Source organism: Desulfovibrio piger, from assembly GCF_900116045.1.
Lineage (GTDB): Bacteria > Desulfobacterota > Desulfovibrionia > Desulfovibrionales > Desulfovibrionaceae > Desulfovibrio > Desulfovibrio piger_A.
The window spans coordinates 47345-62458 of record NZ_LT630450.1 but is presented as its reverse complement, the minus strand read 5'-3'; the positions used below and the strand labels follow the sequence as shown (position 1 = coordinate 62458).

Below are 15114 nucleotides of genomic sequence, written 5' to 3'. Positions count from 1 at the left end.
TCCTATTGCGATTGGTCCGATTGTTATTCAGATTGAGGCCAAAAAGGCCCGCGCCGCTGCCATTATTGTATCTGCCGCCGCGCAACGCCAAATCGCAGCATATCCGGGTCGTTCCCTGTCAGCGGCGCGGGCGTTCCCCGCCCGTTTTCTTGAGGCCACCGACAATTTTTCCGATTTCCACCAGACGGGCAGCTATCGGCTCATACCGCTTTTCCGGGATTGCTCCGACGCGGATTCCCAGCCGTATCATAGCCAGAAGGACTTTTGCCTTCACGTCCACCGTGTTGAGTAAAACCCAACGGTTTCCGGCTCGGAGCGAAAGCTGCACCAGGGCCGCTTCCACTTCCCAGACAGTCGCCCGGATATCCGCCCCCAGTGTGAACCGGTCGTTTTTCGGCATATCCCGCAGCACGCAGGAAAAGAGATAGACGGAAAGGTCTTCCCATTTCTGTTGCAGAATGAGGCCGCCTTCAACGGATTCAGTCATGGCACGGATATCCTTTTTACAAAAAAAATTGCGACCGGCTTCGCCGGTAAGGGTTAATAGCATATCCCGCAATTTTTTCCATATATGATGGCAAGGTCAGGGATTCAGGATTCAAGTATCAGGAATTACAGGATAAAAGCGGGACGGAACCCCACATCCCTACTGCGGAGCGTACGAGTGTCCCTGACACCGAGGCCAAAAAGGCCCGCGCCGCTGCTATCGTAGTCATTGCCGCCGCGCAACGCCAAATCGCAGCGCTGTTCCGCATCCAGATGGAACCCACAGGATTGGTCGTGTCCACGGGATACAGAGAGAGCAGTTTCAGCAGGGCAGGCACCGTGACGCTGCTTTCCGCCGTCATGGACTTAAAGGCGCAGGAAGACGATGCCGTGGTGTCAGAACTGGGGTACTGGCTGGTGATGGTCTTATTCAGCTTGACCGCACCTGTGCCGTTGCCACCCACGGCGTCATATTTCAGTGTATCCGCCGTGCCGGGCGTGGCCAGCGTGCCGTTCTGCAGAATGGCCTTCCAGGCACTGCTGTCCGCGCTCATGTCCACGTCATGGGCCGCCGCATCGTTATCCTTGATGATGTTGATTTCCCCGGCGTTCAGACGCATACCGCCAGTCCACTCCCACACATTACCCACAAGGTCCGCGATCCCCGCAGGACTGTTGTCATGCCGCCAGCTCACAGGCCCGGAGCCGGTCAGCGTGCGTCCGTGCAAATCGTCGTTAATGACACCCAGCTCACTGGCTCCGGGGGCAAGCGTACCGGTCTCGTGCTTGGCTTCGTGGTGCTGGCCCCAGTAGGTGTTGCCGCGCGGCTGGAACCCCGTCTTGATGCCCAGCGCACCCAGCAGCGCCCATTCCGCGTTGGTCATCAGGTGCCAGCCCGTGCCCTTGTTCTTGCAGTACGTCACCGCGCTGTCGAAGTTCAGCGTGTTGGCCGGGTCCATACCGGGCAGGCTCACCGCGTAGCTGTCCACCAGCGACGCCGGATACATGCCGATGAAAAGTTCCGACTTCTCGACGCCGTTGACGATGAAGGCCGGATGCGTACCCGTCAGGCCCAGGTCGGGATACAGGTCCTCAATCCGCATTTTCGGGATGCGGCGCATGAAGCTGGGATGCCCAGCATCGTCATACAGTACCGTGCACAGGCCGCCCGTGGCCGCTTCCACGCTGGAACGCAGGCTATCTTTCGTGATGATGGTCGCCATGTTATGCCTCCATGTTGTCGGTTACAGTCCACAGAATCAGCCGCACGGCTTCCATGCCGGCGGCGCAAAGCTGCACGCGCACGCTTTCCGTGGTCGGCGCGGGCGTGATGCAGGCCGGGTCAAGGTCTTCCGGCAGATCCGGCTCTTCCAGCGTGACCGGCAGCGGAACGTCCTCATAATGCGCCGGAGGGATTATCAGGTTGGCCACATACTCCGTGCCGTTTTCCACGCCCACGGCAAGCCCGCCGTCATGCCCGCGCACCACGTCCACCGTCACCTGTCCGTCTTCCTGCAACGCTGCGCAGTCAAAAGACAGGGCATTGTCACCCACCGTCAGCGTGACGTTCACGCCGTCCACTTCCACGCCGGGCCACGGCCCGGAGCCTTTCTTTTCCATCTGCATATCTTCCTCCTTATATGGCCGGATGGGCCACCAGCAGACGCACGTCCACATCGTCCGCCGTGCCGTTCACCGTCAGCTTGAAGCCGTTTTTCAGCTTGTCGCGCACGCGCGCTTCCCCGGCCTGATGCCCGCCGCCCGCGCAGGACAGGATTTCCGGCATGACCTGATAGTCCGCGTCCGGCAGTGTGCGGTTCAGCGCCACGGACACCGTGGCGGGCGCTTTCTGAATGTTCGGCCAGCCCGGTTCACGGCGCGCGCTGTCCGTGATGGTGACGCTTTCCAGATACGGGTCGTTTTCTTCCGTGTTCCCCGCCGGAACCGTGGCGCGGGCAAGTTCTATGGCCCCATCCGGCATGGGGCCGTTCAGCGTCGTGGCCGCCACGTCGATGATCCCCGCCTCGGTCTGGAACATATAGATGATGACCACGCCAGACTTCTCCGTGGTATTGCTGGCCACGCTGGCCGTGTTGGTCTGGTTGGCCACCGGGTATTCCCGTCCGTTCATGAACACCACGCCGTCGCTGCAACTGATGTTGCGTGTGGCCGTGGAACTTTTGGAAAGGGTCACGCCCGACTTGACGCCCCGGTTTTTGACTGTCGCCCGGAGTTCCTGAAAGCGCGTGAGCCTGGTCTGTTCGTGCTCCTTCATGGCCAGCGCGCCCAGGTCAAGCCCCAGCTTCAGACCGGCAAAGAGCGCTTCCTGCATGTCCGGCGCATAGCCGTCCACCGTGCCTTCCATTCCTTCCAGTTTCTTTTTCAGGTATAATGTACGGTTGCCGAGCTGCTTTGCCTGGATATTGTCTATCCCGTCTTCCCCGCCCACCACGGGGTCCGTAAGCTCGATGCGGTAGATACCGTCTTCCCACTGCGCTGTTTCTTTCAGATTCGCCATAATTCACCGCCTTAGAATTTGATGGTCCAGGTCCCCGTGATTTCAATGTCGTCCGCCTTCTCGATGACGCCGCGCGTCTTGCGGGCGAACAGCGTCCCGTCCGAACAGAGCAGGCCGAACTCACGAATGCTCTTGCCGTTGGCTTCGCCCGCGCCGATGGTGAAGGCGAAGCAGGCTTCCCCCGTGGCCGGATAGGTGCAGCCCGACACAGGCTTGGAGTAGGCCCCGGTCAGTCCCTTGTCGTCCGGCGTCGGGCCGTTGCCGTTGGTGCCCACGCCGATTTTTGTTACCGTTTTTCCCGAACCGGCCCCGCCAATAAGCCGGGCCAGCGCGTCCCGCGCGCTGCTCATAATCATGTTTTCATCCCGGTAATGTTCGATTTCCCGCCCCGCCTTGATGACGCGGATGTCGAAAACGCCCCGCAGCCGGGCTTCGTCTCTGAAATTCATACAAGCTCCTTGCCGCCGTAGCGCGGCCCGCTGTTGTGGAAGGCCGTACCGTCATGCAGCGTGTAGCGCAGCACCCGCACGGTCACGTCCTCCGTCAGTGTGAAAGCGTCCTCCATGCCCGCCGTGCTCACGGCAACGGCGCATACGTCGGACAGCGTGGCATAGGTGAAGACGGGAGCGCGTTCCCCCGCCGTGGGCAGCCAGCCCCACAGATGATGCAGGGCCGTGCCGTCATGCAGGGCGCGCCGGTCGTGGCGCAGACCGGAAAAGTCCGTGCGTCCGCCAAACTGGCCGCGCGGGCGGGAACCGTCATGGAAAAAGGCTCCGTTGCGCAGGCTGACATAGCGCTGCCCGTGGGAAATGCCGCCGTCGTGATAGCGGCCCACTTCGTCAAGGACGGATACTTCCAGACGCGTTTCCACCTCTTCCCGCACGTTCACGCCGTCCCGGCAGAAGGCGGAAAGCCGCGTGTTCAGGGTATCCACGGCGGGAGTCTCAAGCGTGCCGTGACGACCCTGTCCGTCATAAAGCAGCGCCCCGTTGTGCAGCGGCGTATAACGCACCGTGTCCACCATGACGGGCCGCACGGCCACGTCCAGACTCTCAAGCCGGGCATCATGCAGATGGCCAAAAGGTTCCCAGCGCGTGTACGGGGCGTCCCCGTCATGGAACAGACGCCCGTCATGCGCCCGGAACAGGCCGTTGTCATACCGGATGGAACCGTCATGCAGCGGAAAGCCCCACTTGCGCCGGTCTTCATACTCAGGCTTGACGGCAAGCCATACGCCGTCCGCTTCCGTGAAAGCCGTTTCGTCTTCAAAGCTGGTTTTCCAGGACATGGCCCGCAGGATGGAACGCGCGGGCTTGTATTCGTTCACCAGCCAGCGGAACCAGGCCAGAATGTCCGCGTTCAGCCCCTGTTCCGGGATTTCCACCAGCTTCACGTCAAACTGTGCCCAGCACAGGCCGTCATTGTAGGTGGCTGCTCCGTTGTGGGACAATGCCGCGTCATGGCGGCGCACGTCGTTCACCGGTACGATGACCGCGCCCGCAAAGCCGTTTTCCGCCAGAATCCGCACCAGCCCCTGAACCTTGCCGCCCAGCTTGTGCCAGGCAAAGGCGTTGACCACGCGCAGGCGGTAGCTTTCGTCCGTGTCATAGCGTGTGCGCAAAATGCCCCGGCTGGCCCCGTAGGCGGCTATCCTTTCATCGTCAGCCGTGACCGGGTTCCACTGACGGCGAAGCCACAAGATGTCCTCCCGCACGTCATCCATATACAGCGCCAGCCCCTTCGCCAGCGCCGATACAGGGCCGGGACGGAAGATGGCGGGCCAGTTCAGCTTGTCATGGAAATATTGCCAGAACGGGCTTGCCATGGCCTATTCCTCCGCTACCCAGACCGTTTGCAGGTCCAGGGCTTCCAGCACGGCCAGCCCCCCCGCCGGAATCTCCACATCCTCCGTCGGGCTTTCCCAGCGGATACGCTTCACCCCGGCAATGGATACAAGGCCGGAGGCCAAACGGTCCCGCACCACGTCCTTACCGATGGAAAAACGCGGAATATCCGGGTCGTCGCCGTAGGAAAACATGGAACGCACCCAGTTTTCCGCTTCCGCCTTCACGGAGTCGGCGTCCCCGGAGAGCAGTTCCAGCACGGCCTTGACCGACACGTTCACCGGCTCCGGAGCTCTGACCAGGAGGTCGTGATTGATGACGATGGCCGCGTCCAGAGCGGCGCGCACGTCCGACAGCAGGCTTGACGTAGGCATACCCGCCGTTCCCATGACCACGACATCCACCGTGCCTTCCCCGCGCGGATGCTGGTCCGCCACATACACGTCCACCACACCAGGAACCGAAAGCGCCGCCGCTTCATAGGCCGCGCGGGTCACGCCCGCCTGACGCTGCCAGGCCAGCACATAGCGCCGTCGCAAACTTGTGTCGCTTTCCGCATCCGCGCCTTCCTCAATCAGCCAGTCCGCCGCATTGGTCACACCCGAAATGCCTTCCACCGGAGTGACAAGCTCGCATATCTGCCCCACTGCGGCGTTGGCTCCCTGGCCGTATTCCTCCGCCGTGGCGGGCACGGCCACGGATGCCGCGCCTTCCGGCAGTACGGCCAGCTCATCCGTCACATAACGGTAGATATCGCCCTTGCCGTCGGGCTGTGTCCGCACGATACGCCCGGCGGGAATGCGCACGTTCCCGGTCTGATCCCCGCGCAAAAACAGCACATTGCCTCGCGCCTTTGTGGCGGGCTTGCGGCTTTCGTCCACCTGCGCCGCGTGCGTGTCCAGCCACTCCCCCGTGGCCTCAAGCGGAATAGCCTGCCTATGGATGACGGCAAGAAAGTTGTAGAGCTGCCACAGGCCCCAGGCGAACAGCTCGATGATGCCCCGCACGATGCCCTTGTTCAGATTGAGGCGTGCAGGCAGCCAGCCCTTGGCCGCATACTCGTCCTGCACGGACTCGATGCGTTCAAAAAGTCCGGCGCGGATATCGCTTATATCTTTGGAAAGTCGTAGGCTCATAGCGCCGCCTCCGGTTCGTTGTATCTGCCGTCGCGTATGACCAGTTCCCGCACACTCTTGTTCGCCGTAAGCACCAGGTTCAACGGCTGGTCTTCTCCGATGAAACGCCATTGCACGGCCACGGTGATGGAATTTTCATTCCAGGCAAGCAGACTGCTTTTGACGCTCCCCACCACCACGCGCGGATCTTCTTCCACGCGCATGGTCACTTCCGCCAGAAAGGCCGCCCGTGTCGTGGCCGTGCTGTCCTCATAGAACCAGTCGGAAATGAGGCTGCCGAAGTCCAGGTCGTAGAACAGCGCGCCCAGACGGGTGAACAGGCGTAGCTTGATATCCTGCACGCCCGTTTCCACGCCGTCCGTCAGCACCAGTTCGCCGTTGGCCGCCACGCGCGCCTGCCCGTTGTCGTCAAGGGCTATGTCCTGTCCCCAAAACTCGTTTGCCGTATTCATGCAACCGATACTGGCACAAAAAAGAGGAGCGCGCCCGGAAAGGACGCGCTCCATGCGAAGGTTTTTCATGGGGATTTTCATCCCTGTTTTTTTGCACAAGAAATGAGAATGGAGCTAATGTGGACAACTCCCGCCACTGCGACTCCCGGCAAAGGCATTGCCGGAGACTGACAGGTCGCCGTTCACTGTGAGCGGCCCGTTGACCGTGATGCTGCCGTTGGTGGTCCGGTGGGCATTCTCCGTGGTGGTTCCCGTGCCGCCGTCTTTGCCCGCGCACGTCTCGTTCCCGTTCTTGATGATGTTCGGCGCTTGCAGTGTCAGCGTGCCGGCTGCTTCCACAGTCGCGTTGCCCTCCGCTTTGATGACGGCATTCCCTCCTACTTCCACAGTCCAGTTTTCAGGCGAAATAGTCAGAAAGGAACCGTCCTTTTCTATCTTGAGGCTCACGCCCGGCGTCTGCTGGATAATGAGTTCGTCCAGTTCACAGTCCGGCGCGCCGTTCGTCTGCCAGCGGAAGTTGCTGATGCGCGGATAGTTCGGGTCCCCGTCGTAATAGGAAAGATCGCACAGCGTCCCCACCGCCGGAGGGCAGACGATACCCCTTTTCGGCCCGCCCCATACGATAGGGATTTCCACCTTGGGAATGACCGGCTCCGACGTGTCCGGGCTTTCGTCGTTCCGGAGCGGCTGCACGTCCGCATAATAGCGCCCGTCGCTGGCATACGCCGCCACGACCTTTGCCTTGCGCGTCATGCGGTAGTAGGCCCGCAAGTCCGGCATGGCCAGTTCCAGAGCGCGTTTGAGCAGGGAAAGAAGGTTCTGTTCCGCCATTATCCCCACCCCTGATTTGCGCCATAGCCGATGGTGGTCGTGTTCCCGTCCACGCCCAGGGTATGGATGACCTCTTCCGCGCGTACCAGCTCCGAAAAGTCCCGCCGCGTGTCCCTTATGCGTATCCTGTGGCTGTGGGTCAGCCCCGGCAGAATGGTGGACACGGCCACGCTCATGCCCGCCGGGTTCGGGCTGTTCGTTATCAGGTTGGCCGCCGTTTCCACCACAAACACGTCACCCGGTTCGTCGCCGTCTGACCAGTACAGGCCCGCTTCCCCCAGCCAGACCGCGTGCCGGGAAAGGTCGTGCCCGAAGCTCCGTTCCAGGCTGGCGGCAAGCTGTTTGATGGCCCGCGCCACGGTTACGTTGCTGAACACGATATGCGGGAAGGTCTCCGACGGGATAGTGATGCCCGCCACGGGCAGCCCTGTGGACGACAGCAGGCGGCGGGCCACTACGTCCGCCGGTTCCCCGTGCATGGCTTCCGTCACCGTGGTATCGATAAGCGCCTGTTCCAGCCCCACGGCCTGCACGCGGATGGTATCCGGTCCGGCAGGCTGAAAATCCTTCACCGTACCGGACCAGTCGTGCCAGGTGCCGCCTTCGCCCCGGTGCCCGAAGCGCACACGCACCGCCTGTTTTTTAGCGAGAGAGACCTGCACCGAGCCGTCCGCGTCCGGGATGTCCACTTCGCAGGTGGAGACCACGGCCCGGCGGCGCAGCGTCAGCACAATGCGCGGGCTGCGCAGCACTTCCACGCCGCCCACGTTGCAGCGGATGTTGATTCCTTCGATCATGGTTATTCCGCCGTGATGATAAGTTCGTCTTCCTTTGGTTCGGCGGCCTGTTTGGCCTTCTCCGCCGCCTGTTCCGCCAGTTCCTTGCTGGTGGGCGTCTTTGCCTGTGCCTTTTCCGTCTTGACCACAGGCGGATTGTGCTCCACAAAGCCCAGCGTGGCCGTGATTTCGTCCGTGGCGTCATTCTCCGCTGTCTGGAGCTTGGAGAAAACCACCTGCCGCACGCCCCGCGCCAGCAAGTGCCGGTTCGCCACCGTGTAGATTTGCGGGTTCGCCTTGTCGTCCACCTTGCGGAACATGCCGGAAAGCGTTTCCAGTTTGTCGTAGCAACTGGAATCCTCGTCCGTCACCAGGTACAGCGAAATCATGATGTCGCTGTCCTCAAAGCCCTGCGGCGTCTTTTTCTTGCCGGAGGAACCGTCCACCTTCTGTTCATCGAAGCGGACCTTGCCGTCCACGCGCAGGGAACGCAAAATGCCCGGCACCTCTTCCCCGGCCAGAGTCACCACGCCGTCTTCAAAGGTGATCAGCTTCGATGTTTGTTCCTGCCCGCCATTGGCCTGACTCATGCCATACCCTCCATCATGGAAATCTCCCCTTGCAGATATTGGCGCATGGCCTCCCCGAAGTCCTCCGCGTTCTGGACATTGGGCAGGATGATGTCCCCGTAAATACTGATGGTCTGGCCGCCCGTATCGCCGCCGGTACGCCGTGAACCGCCGCTTTGTTCAGCGTCCGGCACGTCAAAGGACGGCGCTTGCGGAATGACCACTTCCGGCGTTTCCATCTCAGGCATGGAAGGCAGTTCCGGAGCCGCCATGGCCGGAGCTTCCGGCATGGCAGGAACCGCAACTTCCAGTCCGGGCAGTTCCGGCACGGCTCCCGTGCGCAGCTCCAGAGGAGCGGGAGAGGGCAGCGTCGGGGCTTCCATTCTCAGCGGAGGCACGGCGGGGATTTCCGCTTCCATACGCAAAGGCGGCATATCCGGCACTGCGGCCTGCCGTACGGCGGCAGACAGTTCCGATGCTGCCGGAGTTTTCGGAAGATCCGGAACGGCGTCCTTTGCGGGGGTGCCGAGACCGTTCCACCAGTTGCGGATGGCCCCGCCCACGGCGGAAAGCGCGCCGGACACTTTGGAAACAAGCCCGCCCTGGGCACTGGTCACACCCTCGGCAAGCGTGGTCATCATGCGCGCCCCGGAAAGCGTGAGCTGAGAAAGCGGCCCCACATGGGCGTCCGAAAACGGCAGGTACTCACGCACCTTGGTAAATACACCTTCCACGGATTCCACCACGGATGACGCCATGCTCTTGATGCCGTCCACAAAGGTGGAAAGCAGTTTCGCCCCGGATTCAAAGAGGTTTAGCCCGCCGAAAAATTCCAGCACGGCGTTCCAGGCTTCCGTTATCTCAGCCAGCAGGGACGCCCCGAAGCCCGCGATACCGCCCACAATGGCGTCCCACGCGCCGGAAACAATGCCCTTGATGCCTTCCCATGCCGCGCTCGCCGCGCCACTGGCCGTATCCCACGCGCCTTGCAGACCGGAAAGGATGGATACGCCGAAGCCCGTAATGCCGGAAATGATGGAATCCCACGCCCCGGTAATCGTGCCCGTGATGGCGTCCCATTTCTCTACGGTCCAGGCCGCTATGCCGCCCCATAAATCATTCCACCACGCGGCAATTTCATCCCAGTTTTGAACAAGCCACGCCCCGGCGGCAATCAGACCCGCGATAGCAATGACAACCAGACCTATGGGATTGGCGCTCATGGCCGCGTTGAGAACCCACTGCACGGCGGCCCACGCCTTTGTCGCGGCAGATACCGCCACCATGACACCGCGCACGGCCAGAAGCGCGGCTTTCCAGGCCACAAACAGCCCCAGCACATAGCCGAGTACCTTTCCGAGATTCGACCAGGCGAAGGGGTCCGCTGCCGCGTTGGCTTCATTCGTGGCCCCGCCAAGGTCCAGCAGCCAGCCGCACAGCGCCGAAACGCCGTCTATCAGGTGCCCGATGACGGAAGCAAACAGCCTCACTCCGTCCACCAGCCAGGCAAAGCCCGTGGCCAGTCCTTCCAGCACTCCGCCAGCGATCTCTCCCAGGGCCGCGCCGAAGGCTTCCCAGGACGAGGCGGCGCTGGTCACTTCGTTGCCCGTGAACAGGCCGAACAGACCGGAAAGCGCCTGCATGAGTTCGGCCACTGCCAGACGCACGGGCACAAAAATAACGTCGATGCGCGCAAAGGCATTGGAAAGCGCCTTGCTGAATCCCTTGAACACCGCTTGGATACGGTACACCACGCGGGAAACCGTGGTCACAAGCCCCACCAGTCCGGCGGCCTTGATTTGCGTGGCCAGTTCGCCCCGGATTTCTCCGCTGCCGTCCTTGAGCGTCTGGAACACGGAAAGCACGCCCTTGACCGTCAACGTGATCTTGTTCCAGCATTCGTGCAGGTAATCCGCCATACCGCCGAAGTTGGTACGGTATGCGGCATAAAGCAGCCCCAGCACGGCAATGGCGGCATATATCGGCGCGCCAAGGCCAAGCAGCGCAGTTTTCAGCGGCAGCAGGGCCTTGCCCAGCATGGCGGGCAAAGCCGAAAAGAACCACATGGACGCGGAAAGCGCCGTCAGCACCACCAGCGCCGTGCCCATGGCTCCGGCCAGTTGCAGCAACCATTGTCCTGCCCTGGTCTCGGCTGCGGCCCGCAGCATGTCCACAAATACGCCCAGCTTCTCCGCCGCCCAGCCGATGGACGGCAGAAAGGCGTTTCCCACAGATATGGCAAGATTAGTCAGCTTGTTGGACAGAAGTTGCAGCGTGTTGGCAACGGTCTTGCTGCGTGTGTCGAACTCCGCCTGCATGGAACCGGCGTAGTTGGCCTTGTCCCCCACAAGCTCGAACGCCTGAGAGAGATTGCCCATGTTCTGCAGAAGCGGCGCGATACTGCCCAGCGCTTCCTGCCCGAACATGGTTGTGAGCAGCGACATTTGCAGTTCTTTGGGCTTGGCCGCTATGGCTTCAAGGACCTTGAAAATCGTTCCCTGCGCATCGGTCTGCATGTCCTTTGCCAGTTGCGTGGCGGACAGGCCGATGGACGCAAAGGCGGCGGCCTGGTCCTTGCTCATGGCCGTGCCCTTGACCAGCGTGGTGGTGAAGCTCTTGAGCGCCGTCGCCGCCACTTCCGGGCTGGCCCCGGCGGAAAGGAAGGCCGCGCCGAGCGCCGCCACCTTCGTTTCCGACAGGCCGCAGACCATGGCCACCGCGCCCACGCGCTGGATGACTTCACCCAACGCCGGAGCCGTCGCGTTCATGTTGTTGGAAAGGTGGTTCACCGCGTCGGCCAGGGAATAAACCTGCGGCAATGTCAGATTCATACCCGCGCGCCAGTCGGACATCATCTTGCCCGCCTGATCGCCCGTAAGATCGAAGGCCACGCCCATTTTCGCGGCCTGTTCCGCGAACTCAGCAAGGTCCTGTTTGGCCACCCCGGACTGCCCGGCTGCGGCAATAATGGCCGCTATGCCGTCCGCCGCCATGGGGATGCGTCCGGCCATATCCATGACCGTCTTGTTCATGGCCTGAAATTCGGACTGCGTCTCGAAGTTGACCACCTTCGCCACGTCGGCCATGGCCGATTCAAAGGCCATGGCCTTGCTCGCCGCCATGCCGAACGCCCCCAGCATGACTCCGGCGGCCAGCGCCACCGGAGCCATGGCCAGGGCAAGATTGCCCATGCGCTGTCCCAGCGTCGCCACGCCGCCTTCCACGCTTCGCATGGCGCGCCGTACCCGGTCCAGAGGGCCGGAAATCATGTCCACCAGGGACAACGTGGCAAATACGCTGAAAACTTCCATCTTACTTCTTCCGCGCGGAACTTCCGCGCCTGTTGCCGTGAATCATGCGGGCCAGCGTGGTGAAATATCGCTCTTCCATCCACGCAGCCTGACCTACCTGTGCCCGCCATTCGGTAATGTCCTCAGACGGGGCACAGTGCAGCCAGTGAAGAATCAGCGCGTCCCCCTGCCCGAAGGCATCCGGGGGCGGCGCTAGTTTCCCAGTTCGGCGGAAATGCCCACGCCCTTGATGATGGCCGTGGCAAAGCTGGTGGCGATGCCGGGATACTCTTCCATGGCGTCCGTGAGCGCCTGCTTGTCGTCGGGATGAACGCAATCCAGCACCAAATTGCGGGACGCCTGCCCGGCGTTTTTCGCCGCCTTGTCCTGCAAACGCTGGATTTGCAGCTTGGTGGGCTTGGCAAAGCGGAAGGAAAGGGTCACGTCCTGCGCCTCTTCCGCGTTTTCCCCGGACCACGGGTCGGAAAAGGTGTGCGAGAAGGAAACATACTTGCGGTTTTCAAGCTGAGACATGGAAAACTCCTTGATGTTGCTGCGGGCGGGATTGCCCGTGTTTCCTCCAGCATGGCACAAAACAAAGGAGCGCGCCCGGAAAGGACGCGCTCCATGCGAACAGTTTTTGAACGGAAAATCAGGCCAGGGACGACGTTTCCTTCTTGGCTGCCGTGCCGTTCCACAGGATAGGCTCCAGGATAGTGAACTCACAGGAAATGGGGCTGGCGTTGTCGTCGCCCTGGGAGGCCCCGCCGCCGTCGAACTTCGTAATCTTGCAGCTTTTCAAGGTGTCCACCACCGTGCCCATGTCGTTGTTGGCATAGGCCACAATGATGGTGAACGGCGTGTGGTCATACAGACCGCCGTTGCCCAGCAGGCTTTTCTTGAAGATTTCCCATTCGTCACGGTCCAGCACCATGGAGCCGGAAGCCTCATAGTTGCCACGGCCCCAGCCACGCGGCACGGCACCGCGTCCGTAACGCGCTTCAATACTTTGACCGTCGGAATACTTGATTTCCGTAATGCCCACGGCTTCCCCGCTGGGCAGCACGACGTGCATGTCTTCCCAGTCGTAGTTGCGTCCGTTGATTGCCATGATGCCCCCTTATGCGGCCATGCGCGGGTCGAAGGTGGAACCCGCGTACACATAGCGCGGGTAGAGCTTGATCTGGCGGATGATGCCAATGCCTATCAGGGTAATGTCCACGGCTACGCCGTTGTTGGCTATGTCCTGACCGGAGGCAATGTCCACCACATACGCCGCAAGCTCCCTGGGGTTGGCCTTGACCATGGTATCCAAGGCGTTTTCAAGGCTGGCCTGCAAATACGCCAGTCCCGTGGCGGAATCCGGGCGCAGCGGGTCCCCGGCTTCGTCGTACATGCTCTTGAGCGCCGCCACGCGCATGAGCCGCACGGCCTTGAACACCGTGCGCAGCACTTCCTCGTAGCGGTAATCGCTGGTGGCGTCCGCCATGGTGCGGGAATCGCCCCAATACACACCGTCAAGCCCGGCGTATTTCTTCGCCGTCAGATATCCGGCATCTTCCAGCGTGCTCTGCACGGCTTCCCATCCTTCCGGCAGGGAAAGCTGCGATACCGGTCCGTCCTTCACGCGGCCCGTGGCCCGCTGCACGGGAATGGACATCACGCGCCCGGCCTGCAAACCGCCCGCGTTGCGCAGCCGGCTGGCTCCCGTGCTGTCCGTGACTTCTCCGTACTGGCAGCAGACGGTAACGAACCGACCGGCAAAGCCCTGTTTCTCCGCCAGCAGATATGCGGCAAAGTCGTTCAGGTCTTCACCGTCGCGCGGAAGGCGCGTCTCCATCTTGAAGTACGTCGGGCGTTGCAGGTTCCAGAGTTCTTCCGCCTTGGTCTGCGCCGCTGTCCAGTCCACGGAATCCGTCTCCCCGGCGATATGGACAAATTCCACATCATACAGGGCAAGCGGGCTTTCCAGGGCGTCCATCACGTCCATGATGGACGGAGTGGGAGCCAGCAGGCGGCATTCGTAGGTGGTGCCCGCTGTATAGCTCCCGTCCGGGAACGTCACGGTCACGCCGAAATCTGAAAGCGTCAGCTTCCCATCCACAGGGATAGTACGCTCACGCTCGAAATTATCCCCGCCGTCCGTGGAAATCTGATAAGTGCCCGTGTTCAGGCCGCCGCCTTTGACAATCTGGATCACCAGCTCAGCCCCGGCCAGCACTCCGCCTTTCTCCGCCGCAACCGTCACCTGCGGACTGTCTTCATCGCCCACACGGCTGACCGGACCCACGGCGCAGCGTACCGTCACGACGTATTCCGCGTCGGCTTCCAGCTCCGCGTCCTCCGGGAATACCAGCGTGGCTCCGGTCGCGTCTTCACTGGTGCCGATGACTACCTGTTCGGAAGAGGGGCTTGCTTCTCCGAAGGTTTTTCCGCCGTCTGTGCTGATCTTCAGCGTGGCCGTACCGATGGCGCCGGGTGTTTCGACCTTTACCACGATATCCGCATTCTTCGCCGCCACACCGGAGACCTGGGGCGTCACCTCGCTACCTGTGACCACGGCATCGCTGATGTAGCCCGCCTGCTGCCCCTGTACGGGCACGGCCACGATGACAGGTTCCTGCCCGCCCGTGACAAGCATGTCCCGTACATGCTCCACCAGCGGCCCCGTGCCCAGCATATCTTCAAGGTTAGTGCGCTTGCCGATAAGATACGCCTTGCCCACGGTTCCCTTGGAGCATACGCCCGCCACAATGGCCTTGCCGTCCACGCCGCCCGGCGCAAGCCCGGACGTGCCGTCTATAAGATAGGTCAGTACGTCGCCCATAGTTACCTCCGTCCGCCACCGATACGGCGGTATTTCAGCTCTTCCAGTGCCGCGCGGTATGCCGCATCGCTTACCAGCTTGTCGTCCGTCCAGTCCATAAAGCGCAGAAGCGCCGCCTGCTGCCACGAAGGCACACGGTGCCGGTCCGCCAGAACGGAAAGACTTTCCAGCGCCGATCCGACGTTTTTCTTGGCAGACGCCACATCTTTTTCCGTATCAGCGGGCGCTTCCGTCGCTTCCATTGTTTCCGGCGTCTGCTCCCGCGCTTCTTCGACATGCTCTTCCTCCCTTTCGGGAACAGTCTGTTCCATTGTCTGCTCCGTGGTCATCCCGACTTCGGGAGCCTGGACTTCCTCGTTCATCTTCTTTTTCGTAGCCATTCCGG

General features: G+C 61.7%; 16 protein-coding genes. All 16 read right to left on the bottom strand.

Translation table 11 applies throughout. The features are described from left to right. Window positions 1-118: 118 nt before the first annotated feature. The 16 genes from DESPIGER_RS00360 to DESPIGER_RS00285 all read right to left on the bottom strand — a co-directional run bounded on the left by DESPIGER_RS00360 (window position 119) and on the right by DESPIGER_RS00285 (window position 15109). On the bottom strand, window positions 119-550 hold the full coding sequence (locus DESPIGER_RS00360) for a four helix bundle protein (RefSeq protein ID WP_231927588.1): 432 nt from the start codon (window positions 548-550) through the stop codon (window positions 119-121). Between the two features lie 55 nt (window positions 551-605). Beyond that, the gene (locus tag DESPIGER_RS00355) at window positions 606-1709 is read right to left on the bottom strand and encodes an SUMF1/EgtB/PvdO family nonheme iron enzyme (protein WP_231927587.1); all 1104 of its coding nucleotides are present in this window, start codon (window positions 1707-1709) and stop codon (window positions 606-608) included. A 1-nt stretch (window position 1710) separates the two neighbouring features. After that, a complete protein-coding gene (locus DESPIGER_RS00350) occupies window positions 1711-2112 on the bottom strand; it encodes a hypothetical protein (RefSeq protein ID WP_072331571.1) in 402 nt (133 codons plus the stop codon). A 10-nt stretch (window positions 2113-2122) separates the two neighbouring features. Further along, window positions 2123-3004, bottom strand: a complete 882-nt coding sequence (locus tag DESPIGER_RS12730) for a hypothetical protein (protein WP_156831591.1) — start codon at window positions 3002-3004, stop codon at window positions 2123-2125. Window positions 3005-3015: 11 nt separating this feature from the next. Next, entirely contained in the window at window positions 3016-3453 is a 438-nt protein-coding gene (locus tag DESPIGER_RS00340; RefSeq protein WP_072331568.1) for a hypothetical protein, read from the bottom strand. Beyond that, window positions 3450-4829, bottom strand: a complete 1380-nt coding sequence (locus tag DESPIGER_RS00335; RefSeq protein WP_072331565.1) for a phage tail protein — start codon at window positions 4827-4829, stop codon at window positions 3450-3452. Before DESPIGER_RS00335 ends, DESPIGER_RS00340 begins: the two co-directional genes overlap by 4 nt. Window positions 4830-4832: 3 nt before the next feature. Then, a complete protein-coding gene (locus DESPIGER_RS00330; protein WP_072331562.1) occupies window positions 4833-5984 on the bottom strand; it encodes a baseplate J/gp47 family protein in 1152 nt (383 codons plus the stop codon). After that, window positions 5981-6436 carry a baseplate assembly protein gene (locus tag DESPIGER_RS00325; RefSeq protein ID WP_072337419.1) on the bottom strand — a complete coding sequence of 152 codons (456 nt, stop codon included), beginning with the start codon at window positions 6434-6436 and terminating at the stop codon, window positions 5981-5983. Before DESPIGER_RS00325 ends, DESPIGER_RS00330 begins: the two co-directional genes overlap by 4 nt. A 114-nt stretch (window positions 6437-6550) precedes the next feature. Next, the gene (locus tag DESPIGER_RS00320; RefSeq protein ID WP_072331559.1) at window positions 6551-7267 is read right to left on the bottom strand and encodes a baseplate assembly protein; all 717 of its coding nucleotides are present in this window, start codon (window positions 7265-7267) and stop codon (window positions 6551-6553) included. Next, window positions 7267-8064, bottom strand: coding sequence for a hypothetical protein (locus tag DESPIGER_RS00315; RefSeq protein ID WP_072331555.1), 798 nt, complete (start codon window positions 8062-8064; stop codon window positions 7267-7269). Before DESPIGER_RS00315 ends, DESPIGER_RS00320 begins: the two co-directional genes overlap by 1 nt. Window positions 8065-8066: 2 nt before the next feature. Continuing rightward, window positions 8067-8633: a hypothetical protein gene (locus DESPIGER_RS00310; RefSeq protein WP_072331552.1), complete on the bottom strand. Its 567-nt coding sequence runs from the start codon at window positions 8631-8633 to the stop codon at window positions 8067-8069. Further along, complete coding sequence (locus DESPIGER_RS00305; RefSeq protein WP_231927586.1) at window positions 8630-11773, bottom strand: phage tail tape measure protein; 3144 nt, start codon at window positions 11771-11773, stop codon at window positions 8630-8632. Before DESPIGER_RS00305 ends, DESPIGER_RS00310 begins: the two co-directional genes overlap by 4 nt. A gap of 342 nt (window positions 11774-12115) precedes the next feature. After that, window positions 12116-12436 carry a hypothetical protein gene (locus tag DESPIGER_RS00300; protein ID WP_006006610.1) on the bottom strand — a complete coding sequence of 107 codons (321 nt, stop codon included), beginning with the start codon at window positions 12434-12436 and terminating at the stop codon, window positions 12116-12118. Between the two features lie 118 nt (window positions 12437-12554). Beyond that, window positions 12555-13013, bottom strand: a complete 459-nt coding sequence (locus tag DESPIGER_RS00295) for a hypothetical protein (RefSeq protein ID WP_006006609.1) — start codon at window positions 13011-13013, stop codon at window positions 12555-12557. A gap of 9 nt (window positions 13014-13022) precedes the next feature. Continuing rightward, entirely contained in the window at window positions 13023-14729 is a 1707-nt protein-coding gene (locus DESPIGER_RS00290; protein ID WP_006006608.1) for a DUF2586 domain-containing protein, read from the bottom strand. A 2-nt stretch (window positions 14730-14731) separates the two neighbouring features. Continuing rightward, window positions 14732-15109 (bottom strand): hypothetical protein, encoded by a 378-nt coding sequence (locus DESPIGER_RS00285; RefSeq protein ID WP_072331546.1) that lies wholly within the window; start codon window positions 15107-15109, stop codon window positions 14732-14734. Between the last annotated feature and the right edge of the window lie 5 nt (window positions 15110-15114).

Excerpts from the sequence above, each read along its gene's own strand:
- DESPIGER_RS00310 (WP_072331552.1), bottom strand. The coding sequence starts at position 8,633 with ATGAGTCAGGCCAATGGCGGGCAGGAACAAACATCGAAGCTGATCACC.
- DESPIGER_RS00350 (WP_072331571.1), bottom strand. The coding sequence starts at position 2,112 with ATGCAGATGGAAAAGAAAGGCTCCGGGCCGTGGCCCGGCGTGGAAGTG.
- DESPIGER_RS00320 (WP_072331559.1), bottom strand. The coding sequence starts at position 7,267 with ATGGCGGAACAGAACCTTCTTTCCCTGCTCAAACGCGCTCTGGAACTG.
- DESPIGER_RS00285 (WP_072331546.1), bottom strand. The coding sequence starts at position 15,109 with ATGGCTACGAAAAAGAAGATGAACGAGGAAGTCCAGGCTCCCGAAGTC.
- DESPIGER_RS00360 (WP_231927588.1), bottom strand. The coding sequence starts at position 550 with ATGCTATTAACCCTTACCGGCGAAGCCGGTCGCAATTTTTTTTGTAAA.
- DESPIGER_RS00290 (WP_006006608.1), bottom strand. The coding sequence starts at position 14,729 with ATGGGCGACGTACTGACCTATCTTATAGACGGCACGTCCGGGCTTGCG.
- DESPIGER_RS00300 (WP_006006610.1), bottom strand. The coding sequence starts at position 12,436 with ATGTCTCAGCTTGAAAACCGCAAGTATGTTTCCTTCTCGCACACCTTT.
- DESPIGER_RS00335 (WP_072331565.1), bottom strand. The coding sequence starts at position 4,829 with ATGGCAAGCCCGTTCTGGCAATATTTCCATGACAAGCTGAACTGGCCC.
- DESPIGER_RS00330 (WP_072331562.1), bottom strand. The coding sequence starts at position 5,984 with ATGAGCCTACGACTTTCCAAAGATATAAGCGATATCCGCGCCGGACTT.
- DESPIGER_RS00355 (WP_231927587.1), bottom strand. The coding sequence starts at position 1,709 with ATGGCGACCATCATCACGAAAGATAGCCTGCGTTCCAGCGTGGAAGCG.
- DESPIGER_RS00295 (WP_006006609.1), bottom strand. The coding sequence starts at position 13,013 with ATGGCAATCAACGGACGCAACTACGACTGGGAAGACATGCACGTCGTG.
- DESPIGER_RS00315 (WP_072331555.1), bottom strand. The coding sequence starts at position 8,064 with ATGATCGAAGGAATCAACATCCGCTGCAACGTGGGCGGCGTGGAAGTG.
- DESPIGER_RS00325 (WP_072337419.1), bottom strand. The coding sequence starts at position 6,436 with ATGAATACGGCAAACGAGTTTTGGGGACAGGACATAGCCCTTGACGAC.
- DESPIGER_RS12730 (WP_156831591.1), bottom strand. The coding sequence starts at position 3,004 with ATGGCGAATCTGAAAGAAACAGCGCAGTGGGAAGACGGTATCTACCGC.
- DESPIGER_RS00340 (WP_072331568.1), bottom strand. The coding sequence starts at position 3,453 with ATGAATTTCAGAGACGAAGCCCGGCTGCGGGGCGTTTTCGACATCCGC.